This window comes from Actinomadura sp. NPDC048032 (assembly GCF_040653175.1).
In the GTDB taxonomy this organism is placed as follows: Bacteria; Actinomycetota; Actinomycetes; order Streptosporangiales; family Streptosporangiaceae; genus Spirillospora; species Spirillospora verrucosospora.
The window spans coordinates 1-9,582 of sequence record NZ_JBEZJP010000328.1; the positions used below are offsets into that span (position 1 = coordinate 1).

General features: G+C 75.7%; 6 protein-coding genes. 3 read left to right on the top strand and 3 right to left on the bottom strand.

Annotation, left to right across the window (positions count from 1 at the left end; genetic code table 11):
• Positions 1-93: 93 nt before the first annotated feature.
• Positions 94-903, top strand: coding sequence for a DUF4132 domain-containing protein (locus AB0C69_RS31175; RefSeq protein WP_360358607.1), 810 nt, complete (start codon positions 94-96; stop codon positions 901-903).
• Here the strand turns inward: AB0C69_RS31175 and AB0C69_RS31180 are convergent.
• Positions 900-2,147 carry a hypothetical protein gene (locus tag AB0C69_RS31180; protein WP_360358608.1) on the bottom strand — a complete coding sequence of 416 codons (1,248 nt, stop codon included), beginning with the start codon at positions 2,145-2,147 and terminating at the stop codon, positions 900-902. The genes AB0C69_RS31175 and AB0C69_RS31180 overlap by 4 nt on opposite strands.
• A gap of 50 nt (positions 2,148-2,197) precedes the next feature.
• Positions 2,198-3,307 (bottom strand): cystathionine gamma-lyase, encoded by a 1,110-nt coding sequence (locus AB0C69_RS31185; protein ID WP_360358609.1) that lies wholly within the window; start codon positions 3,305-3,307, stop codon positions 2,198-2,200.
• Between the two features lie 196 nt (positions 3,308-3,503).
• Between AB0C69_RS31185 and AB0C69_RS31190 the strand changes: the two genes are divergently transcribed.
• Complete coding sequence (locus AB0C69_RS31190; protein ID WP_360358610.1) at positions 3,504-6,809, top strand: DUF4132 domain-containing protein; 3,306 nt, start codon at positions 3,504-3,506, stop codon at positions 6,807-6,809.
• Between the two features lie 25 nt (positions 6,810-6,834).
• Here the strand turns inward: AB0C69_RS31190 and AB0C69_RS31195 are convergent, their stop codons facing one another.
• The gene (locus tag AB0C69_RS31195; protein ID WP_360358611.1) at positions 6,835-8,247 is read right to left on the bottom strand and encodes a PLP-dependent aminotransferase family protein; all 1,413 of its coding nucleotides are present in this window, start codon (positions 8,245-8,247) and stop codon (positions 6,835-6,837) included.
• A gap of 61 nt (positions 8,248-8,308) precedes the next feature.
• Between AB0C69_RS31195 and AB0C69_RS31200 the strand changes: the two genes are divergently transcribed.
• Positions 8,309-9,582, top strand: a 1,274-nt coding sequence (locus AB0C69_RS31200; RefSeq protein ID WP_360358612.1) for a pyridoxal-dependent decarboxylase, incomplete at its 3' end; no start/stop codon positions are given.

Consider the following 9,582-nt stretch of genomic DNA (forward strand, 5'->3'; position numbering starts at 1 on the left):
GCCGGTCGTTGTGGAACGCCTTCGGCATGTGCTCGGCGCCCGGCATGTCGGCGGCGCACGGGCACGTCGTCGTCGACCGCCCCATGTCTTCCGGTGGCGGACGAGGGCGGGGCCCGCCGCAAGGCGCTGCCCAAACCCGGGGCCAAGGACGACCCCGAGCTGGCCCCGGCCGCCTACCGGCGGTTCGCGGAGCTGAGGAAGGACGTCCGCGCGGTCGCCTCCGCGGAGGTGGCCAGGCTGGAGTCGGACATGGTCACGGGCCGCGCGTGGACGCGCGCCGAGTTCGGCGCGTTCCTCGTCGAGCACCCGCTGATGGGGCACCTCGCCCGCCGGCTGGTCTGGCTGGGCGGCGACCGGGCGTTCCGGATCGCCGAGGACCGGACGTTCGCCGACCTCCACGACGAGACCGTCGACCCTGCCGAGTGGGCGGACGTCCGGATCGCCCATCCGCTGCTGCTGGGCGACTCCCTGGCCGCCTGGTCGCAGGTGTTCGCCGACTACGAGATCCTGCAGCCGTTCCCGCAGCTCGGACGTCCCGTCCACGCCCTCGCCGACGGCGAGGGGAAGAGCGGCAGGCTCGAACGCTTCGAGGGGCCGACCGTCCCCACCGGCCGGATCCTCGGCCTCACCCGCACGGCGTGGAGCCGCGGCGCCCCGCAGGACAACGGCATCGAGCACTGGGTCTCCCGCACGCTCGCGCCCGGAGTCACCGTCGTGGTCGAACTGAGCCCCGGCATCGCGGTGGGCTACGTCGACCTGAACCCTGCCCAGACGATCGAGCGGGTCTGGATCGGCGCGGCGCCCGGCGACCCGTCCCGCGCGATCGCGGACGGTCTCGCCGGCGTCGACCCGGTCCTCGTCTCGGAGGTGCTGGCCGACCTGACCGGCCTGACCGCCTCCTAGGCGAAACGGCTGCTCGGCACGGGGCCGGGGGAGCGCACCATGTCCCTCGGCCCGGTGAGCCAGTGGCCGGCGACCGCGCGGACGAAGCCCGCCAGGCGCTCGTCGGGGTCCGGCGGCGCCCCGTCGCCGCCCTCGTCGTCGTCGGCCCGAGGGTCGGCGGCGACGATCTCGGCGGCCAGCACCTCCTCGGGCCGCTCGTCGGGCGGCATGGTCTCCGGCTCGCCGCCGGCCCCGACCCGCAGCCGCTCGCCCCACGGAGACACCGCCACCTGGTGCAGGAACCCGGTGACGTCGGCGCTCACCACCGGCGGGTCGGTCCAGCACGACGCGTGCTCGAACAGCACCTGCCCCTCGGCCCGCTCCCGCAGGCCGCCGGCGTCCGTCTCGTTCAGGTCGTAGGCGACCACGAGCGCGCCGGGGCGCCCGGGCGTGAACGGCTCGGCGGGCAGCCCGAGCAGGCGCGCCGCGGCCAGGCCCAGGATCCGGCTCGACCGGTCGGGCAGCAGGCCGACCGACGCGGGACGCCGCCCCGCCGCGTCCAGGACCAGCCGCAGCCGGTCGAGGGTCCGCCTGCACAGGGCGAAGCTGTCGGACGTGTAGGCGTAGCGCCCCGTCATGCCGTCCGCGAACCCGTACGGCGAGATCGTGGCGAGGACGCCGCCGCCCAGCGTGAAGTGCCAGCCCCGCAGGTCCCGGGAGTCGAGCGGTCCGGCCGCCTCCGCCCGGGCGAGCATCCGCGCGAGCCTGTCGCGAGCCGGGACCCAGTCCTCGCCCGGCGTGGGCAGCCGCGCCGTCTCGCGGGCGGCCCGGCCAGGGTCCCCGGAGAACAGCGCGTTGTAGGCCAGCAGGTACCGGGCGGGCCACGGGTCCAGCGCGTCCACCCGCGGCTCCAGGGCCGCGACGGCCTCGGCGTGCCGGTTCTCGCGTTCCAGCGCCGACACCAGCTCCATGAGCAGGACGGGCTCGTCGGGCAGCATCTCCAGCGCGCGCCTCAGCGCCGGGACCGCGAGGAAGGCGACGCCGCGCTCGACGCAGGCGAAGCCGAAGTCGTAGAGCTGCTGCGGCTCCTGCCGGACGGCCATCGCCGCGGCCGCCTCGCGCATGTCGTCGAAGCCCGACAGCGCCGCCGCGCCCTCCATGAGCCGCGCGACCTCGCCCAGCTCCATCGTCTCGGCGTTGAACCGCAGATGCCGGATCAGTCCGGCGATGTCGCCGCTTTCCAGAAGTGCCCGCGCGTCGCTCATGGGCGGCCACGCTAGCCCCGGCGGCCCGCGTGGATCATCCGCTTTTCGCGCTACCCGGCCGACGCCAGCGCCCGCAGGACGTCCGCGACGAGGTCGGCGGTGTCCTCGACGCCGGCCGAGAAGCGCACGAAGCCGGGCGTCACGGCGTCGCCGCCCCAGCGGGCGCGCCGCTCGGCGGAGCTGTGCACGCTGCCGAAACTGGTGGCCTGCATGACGAGCCGCAGCGAGCCGAGGAACCTCTCGGCGGCCGCCTCGTCGTGCAGGGCGAACGACACGACGCAGCCGAACCGGCGCATCTGCCGGGCCGCGACCTCGTGGGACGGGTCGTCCGGCAGCCCCGGATACCTGAGCCCGGACACCTCCGGACGTCCCCGCAGCGCCTCGGCCACCGCCAGCGCGTTGGCCGCCTGCCGGTCCAGCCTCAGCTGGAGCGTGGCGAGCGACCGGTGCGCCAGCCACGCCTCCATCGGCCCGGGGATCGCGCCGACGGTCCTGCGCCAGACCCGGACCGCCTCCGCCAGGGCCGGGTCGCGGGTCGCGACGTGCCCGAGCAGCAGGTCGCCGTGCCCGGTCAGCGCCTTGGTGTCGCTGGCGACGGAGAAGTCGGCCCCGAGGTCGAGCGGCCGCTGCCCGAGCGGGGTCGCGAGGGTGTTGTCCACCGCCACGAGGGCGCCCGCCCGGTGCGCCGCCTCGGAGACCCGCCGGATGTCGCACACGTCCAGGTTCGGGTTGGACGGGGTTTCGAGCCAGACCAGCCGCGCGCCCTCCAGCAGCCCGATCTGGGCGTCGCCCGCGGTCGGCCCCATGCGGACGACCGCGCCGTAGGACTCCAGGCGCTCCTTCAGCGCCCGGGTCGTGTGGTAGCAGTCGTCGGGCAGGACCACGACGTCGCCGGACCGGACCTGCGACAGCAGGACGGCCGCGACTGCCGCCATCCCCGAGGAGAACGACACGGCCTCCGCGCCGCCCTCCAGCTCGCCGACGGCCCGCTCCAGCAGCGTCCACGTCGGGTTCGACTCGCGCCCGTAGGTGTAGGGCCCGCTCGCCTCCCCGGCCAGGTGGTAGTGCGCCGCGAACACGGGCCCGGGCAGGCCCGGCGCGAAGTTCTCCGCCTCCGGCCGCCCGGCGCCCACGGCCAGCGTCCCGTCCCCGATCTCCATGCGCGCCCCTTCCCGTGGTCCGGCCACCCATCGTCCCACCTGCGGAATCCGGGCGGCCGAACGGCTCAGGGCCCGCGGAGGGAGCCGGCCATGGCGCGGACCGTCTCCGACCCGGCGACGCGGCCGGGCGTTCCAGGGGTCGGTCATCCACCGGATCCCCGGGATTTGTCGGCATGCTCCTCTACGGTGGGGCGGCATGGAAGATCAGCTCCCCGGCGAGAACGACCTGGTGATCCCGGACGCCTGGCGGCGTTCGCTGCACGCGCGGCGCGGCGGCGCCCCCGGTTCCAAGATCAAAGTGCCCGGTCCTGCGGCGGCGGCGCGCGCCGTCCAGGGCTTCGTGGAGCAGGGCCGCGGGGTGGTCGAGGCGCTGCTGAAGGGCGGCGCCGGCGAACCCGAGCTGGCCGAGGCGGCGCGGCGGCACCTGGACGGGCGGCCCGATCCGGCCGGGGCCGCGGTGGTCGCGGCCGTCACCTCGATGGGCGTGGGCGGCCACCAGGGGGACAAGGTGTGCCGGGCCTACGTCGACGCTTGGGTCGGCGAGCACGGGCTCGGGTTCGCGGCGTGCGCGCTGGTCGAGCTGAGCCGGACGAAGGCCGTCCGCAAGGGCGGCGGCACCTGGCTCGGCACCTCCGTCGGCGCGCAGCGCGTCACGGACGAGTACGCGCTCCAGATCCCGGAGCAGGAGGCGAAGCGCGTCCGCGGGCTGCTGGCCGTCGCGTCCGACGCCGACTACGCCGACGCGGTCGAGCGGCTCGCGGCGCACAGGTCCGGCTGGTGCGCGAGCTGGCTGGTGTCGTACCTCGTCCCGACGCGGGAGGACTGGGTCGACGAGTGCTGCGCGGCGCCGCCCCCGCAGACGCGCCGCCACGACCTGCTGGGGATGGTGATGCCGGCGCTGGGCAAGCCGGAGCAGCTCGCGGCGGCGTACCCGGCGCGCGGCCTGTACTGGGGCCAGGCGAGCCGCGCCCTGCTGGCCAGCATGGCCGACGGCATCGGGCCGGGCGTCCTGCCCTTCCTCCTCACCGAGGCGGACGGCCTCTCCCTGGAGTCCGAGGACCGCAAGCGCATCTTCGAGACGATCGCGATCCTGCCGACGGACGAGGCGTTCCAGGCGCTGCTCGACCGGCTCGACCGCAAGCACGTCCGGGCCGCCGTCGGGGAGGCCGCCCGCAGGTTCCCGGTGCGGGCGCTGCGGCTGCTGGCCCGCGCGGGCGCCGACGACCTGCTCGCCTCCCACGTCGAGGCCCACCCCGACCTGGCCGGCGCGGAGCTGCCCGGCCTGCCGGAGGACGTCGCCGCCGCCGTCCGGCGCGTCGCCGCCGCGTCCGCCCGCGTTCCGGAGGCGGCGCCCGGCGAGCTGCCCGCCGTGCTCGCCGACCCGCCGTGGCTGAACCCGCGGCGCCCCGTCCTCAAGGGCCTCACCGTCCCGGAGGCGCGGCTCGTGTGGCGGGAGGGCGAGCGGGAGGAGTGGCTCCAGTGGGACCCGAAGACCGAGAAGCCCGACGCCCCCGACTGGGAGGCGCTGGTCGGGGCCTACACGTCCGCCGGCCACGACTCGGGCAACGTGCAGCTGATGGTGTACGGGCCGGAGGAGCTGATCCGTCCCCTCATGCCCCGATGGAAGGGCTACGGCGTCCGGTGGGCTCACGTGTGGATGCGGCCTCTCGCGGCCCGCTACGAACTCGACGCCCTGCCCCCGGCCGTCCGGACGGCCAAGGCGTTCCCCGACACCTGCTGCGAGCCGCTGATGCCGTACCTGGACGGCGGCGTGGCGAGGTTCATGGCGGAGGGGCTCGTCAAGCGCGGGGCGCTCCTCGGCCCGGCCCGCCAGTGGTTCGGCCGCCACGGGGTCGACGCGGTGCCCCTGCTCGTCCCGGCGGCGCTCGGCGACAAGGTCAAGGAGCGGCGGCCCGCTGAGACCGCCCTGCGGTACGTGCGGGACCTGCGCGGCCTCGACGGCGTGGTCGCGGCGGCCCGCGACGCGCACGGCGACGAGGCCGCCGAGGCGGTCCGGACGCTGCTGTCCACTCCGCCGGTGGAGACGGGCCTCGACAGGCCCCCCGCCGTCGGCGCATGGCTGGATCCGACGCCGCTCCCGCAGGTGCTGCTTCGGGGCGGTGAACGCGCCCTTCCCCGGGAGGCGGTCGGCCGTCTGGTCGAGGTGCTCGCGCTCCCGGCCCCGTACGCGATGGACGAGCTGGCGGATGCGTGCGCACCCGGCACGCTGTCCGAATTCGGGTGGGCGCTGTTCCAGCAGTGGCTCGACGCCGGCAAGCCGTCCAAGGACGCCTGGGTCCTGCGGCAGCTCGGTCGCACCGGCGACGACGACACCGTCCGGCGCCTCACGCCGGTCATCCGGGCGTGGCCGGGGGAGGGCGGGCACAAGAACGCCGTCCACGGCCTGGACGTGCTCGCCGAGATCGGCACCGACGTGGCGCTGATGCACCTGCACGGCATCGCCCAGAAGGTGAAGTTCAAGGGGCTCCAGGCGGAGGCGCAGGAGCGGATCCGGCAGGTCGCGAAGCGGCTCGACCTGAGCACCGACCAGCTCGCGGACCGGCTCGTCCCGGACTTCGGCCTCGACGCCGAAGGGGGCATGACCCTCGACTACGGCCCGCGCCGCTTCCTCGTCCGGTTCGACGAGCAGCTCAAGCCGTTCGTCGCCGACGAGGACGGCAAGCGGCGCAAGACGCTCCCCAAGCCCGCCGCCAAGGACGACCCCGAACTCGCGCCCGCCGCCTACCAGGCGTTCGCCGCGCTCAAGAAGGACGTCCGCACCGTCGCGGCCGACCAGCTCCGCAGGCTGGAGCAGGCGATGGTGACGCGGCGCCGCTGGACGCACGCCGAGTTCGGCGAGTACATCGTCCGGCACCCGCTCGTCTGGCACATCGCCCGCCGCCTGGTCTGGCTGGCGGAGGACGGCGGCACGACCGCCGCGTTCCGCATCGCCGAGGACCGGACCTTCGCCGACGCCGGCGACGAGGCGTTCGCCCTCCCCGCGTCGGCCCGCGTCGGCGTCGCGCACCCGCTGGACCTCGGCGACACGGTGAAGGCGTGGTCGGAGGTCTTCGCCGACTACGAGATATCGCAGCCGTTCCCGCAGCTCACCCGCCCCGTCCACACGCTGACCGAGCAGGAGCGCGGCAGCGGGCGGCTGGAGCGGTTCGAGGGCCTCAAGCTGCCCTTCGGCGACGTCCTCGGCCTGGTGAAGCTGGGCTGGGAGCGCGGCGCGCCGCTGGACGCCGGGGTCGAGCGGTGGATCTCCCGGCGCGTCGCCGACCGGCGGTACGTCGTCATCGACCTCGATCCCGGCTTCGCGGTCGGCGCGCTCGACGCCACCGGCGACCACCAGGTCCTCGAGTACGTGTGGCTCGCCGTGGAACCCGCCGACTTCTGGCCCAGCAAGGGGACGCCGCTGACGTTCGGCGAGCTGCACCCCGTCATGGCGTCCGAGATCCTGTCCGACCTGACCGCCCTCGCCGACAGGGCCGAGAGGTGAGCGGCGCGACCGCCCGGGCGACGGCTCACCGGCCGGGGCGCGTCCCCCGGCGGCCCGGGCTCGGGACCCGCGGGCCTCGGCCGCCGCACGCGCCGTCCAGGACGGCGGCGACGCGGTCCAGCGTGGTGATCGGCGAGGTGTAGGGGAGGCGCAGATGGTGGGAGCAGGTCGCGTCGGCCGCGAAGGACGGCCCGGGTGAGAGTTCGAGCCCGTGCGCGCGGGCCCGGGCCGTCACGAGGCCGGACCGCACGGCGGTCAGGCGCAACCAGAGCGCGAGCCCTCCCGGCGGGACGGTGAACCGCCAGCGGTCGTCTCCGGCCAGCAGCCCGCTCAGGTGGTCGCGCTGCCGCCGCAGGGCCGTCCGCCGGTGGTCCAGGACCGGCGCCGGGTCGCGGAGGAGCTCGGCGGCGACCATCTGCTGCGTCGGCGCCGCGGACAGCGGCTCGCACAGCGGATGGCGGGCCAGTTCGCCGACCAGCGCGGCCGTCCCGCGGATCCAGCCGACCCGCAGGCCGGCCCAGACCGTCTTGGCCGCGGAGCCGACGAGGACGGCGCGGGGTATCCGGGCAAGCGGCGCCGGCGCCGCCCGCAGATCGAGGTCGCGCATGGTCTCGTCCGCCACCACGGTCACCCGGTGGCGTTCGGCGAGCCGGGCCACGGTCCGCCGGGCGGCGCCCGGCATGAGCGCGCCGGTCGGGTTCTGGAAGTCGGGGACCAGGTAGGCCAGCCCGCCCGCCGCGGCCCGGAACGCGTCGTCGAGCTGGTCCAGGTCCCAGCCGTCCGTGGCGACCCGGCAGCCGGCCAGGCGGGTTCCGGCCGCACGGAAGCCGGCCAGCACGGCGGGATAGGTGGGGATCTCCACGGCCGCGGCCCGGGGGCGCAGGTGCGCCGTCAGCAGCGCGAGGGCCGCGCGCGCCCCCGAGGTGATCAGTATCTGCTCGGGCCGCGTGAGGAGTCCTTCGCCTGTGTAGCGGTCCGCGATGAGTGAGCGCAGCTCCGGCAGCCCCGCGCCGGTCTCCCCGCTTTCGGCCAGGACCGGGCCGGAACGCTCGGCCGCTCTCAGCAGTGCCCGCTGATACGCCGTGTGGGGCGCGGCCGGAACCGCCCTTCGCAGGTCGATGGCACCGTCCTCGCCGACGGCCGAGACCGGGGCGACGCGCATCGCCGCCTCCGGCGGAAGCCGCAGGGTGCTCGCGCTGCCGCGGCGCGTGTCGACCCATCCCTCGTCGCGGAGGATGTCCAGCGCCGCGGCCACCGTCCCCCGGCTCACGCCGAGCGCGGCGGCGGCACGGCGTTCGGCGGGAAGCGGGGAACCGACCCGCAACCGGCCGTCCAGGGCGGCGTCGCCGACCGCGTCGGCCAGCGCCCGTGCCAGGGCGACGCCCGGCCTTCGCCACACGCCCAGCGCTGCGGCCAACTGGAGGTCGGTGGTACGCATTGGTCCAGTTTGCCAAGATTGGACCAGGATCTTCGACGCCGCCCTGGATACCGTCGCGCTCATGCATCCACGCCTCGCCGCAGATCTCGCCCGGCTTCCGGATCTCCTGCGGACGGTCGGCCTGAGCGCGAACGACATCCTCGGTCGCCTGGATGAGCAGCCGGTCGTCCCGCCCTTGCGCCTGCCCGACCCGGTGCCGCTCCCCGAGGAGGGGGCCGGGCTGGCGGCGGCGCTCACGGAGTTCACCCGCGAGTGGGCCCCGCTGCTGTCCGCCAGCGCCGGGCCCCGCTACCTCGGCTTCGTCACGGGCGGCGCCACGCCGGCCGCGCTGGCGGGCGACTGGCTGACCGCGGCCGCCGACCAGAACCCCACGTCGGCGCTCGACGGCGGGGGCCCGGAGCTCGAACGCCGGACGGTCGGCTGGCTGCGCGAGCTGTTCGGTCTCGGCGCCGCGCACCAGGGGGCGTTCGTCAGCGGTGCGACCATGTCCAACACGGTGGGCCTGGCGGTCGCCCGCGAATGGCTCGGCGAGCGCAGGGGCGTCACCGTGGCGGAGGAGGGCACGGCGGCACTGGGACGGGTGCGCGTCCTGTCCGGAAGTCCGCATTCGAGCATCGGGAAGGGCCTGTCCATCCTCGGTCTCGGCCGTGCCTCGCTGGTTCAGGTGCCGGTTCTGCACGGCCGGGAGGCGGTCGACCCCGAGGCGCTGGAGCGGGCGTTGGCCCAGGCCGGCGGCCCGGCGATCGTGGTCGCCAACGCCGGCACGGTCAACACCGTCGACTTCGACGACCTCCGCGCCATCGCCGCGCTGCGGGAACGCCACGAGTTCTGGCTCCACGTCGACGCCGCCTTCGGCGCCTTCGCGGCGCTGTCGCCGGACCACGCGGACCTGGTCGCCGGACTCGACGCCGCCGACTCCATCTGCGTCGACCTGCACAAATGGCTGAACGTCCCCTACGACAGCGCCGTGCAGTTCACCCGCCACCGGCGCCTCCAGACCCGGGTGTTCCAGAACGCCGCCGCCTACCTCGGTCCGCTTGGCGAGACGCCCGACCCCGTCCACCTCACCCCGGAGAACTCCCGCCGCCTGCGCGCCCTCGCCGCCTGGTTCACGCTGCGGGCCTACGGGCGGGACGGGCACCGCGAGATCGTCCAGCGGAACATCGCCTGCGCCCGCGCCCTCGGGCGGGCCGTCGAGACGATCCCCGGCCTGCGCCTGCTCGCACCGGTCCGCCTGAACGTCGTGTGCTTCACGCTGGCCGGGGACCCCACCGCCGAGCGGCTCGCCGACCTCGCCGCCGGCCTGAAGGACGAGGCGTTCCTCACCCCGACCAC

What these genes read in the sequence shown, in the direction of transcription:
- AB0C69_RS31180 (WP_360358608.1), bottom strand. Translation starts at nt 2,147, where the DNA reads ATGAGCGACGCGCGGGCACTTCTGGAAAGCGGCGACATCGCCGGACTG.
- AB0C69_RS31185 (WP_360358609.1), bottom strand. Translation starts at nt 3,307, where the DNA reads ATGGAGATCGGGGACGGGACGCTGGCCGTGGGCGCCGGGCGGCCGGAG.
- AB0C69_RS31190 (WP_360358610.1), top strand. Translation starts at nt 3,504, where the DNA reads ATGGAAGATCAGCTCCCCGGCGAGAACGACCTGGTGATCCCGGACGCC.
- AB0C69_RS31195 (WP_360358611.1), bottom strand. Translation starts at nt 8,247, where the DNA reads ATGCGTACCACCGACCTCCAGTTGGCCGCAGCGCTGGGCGTGTGGCGA.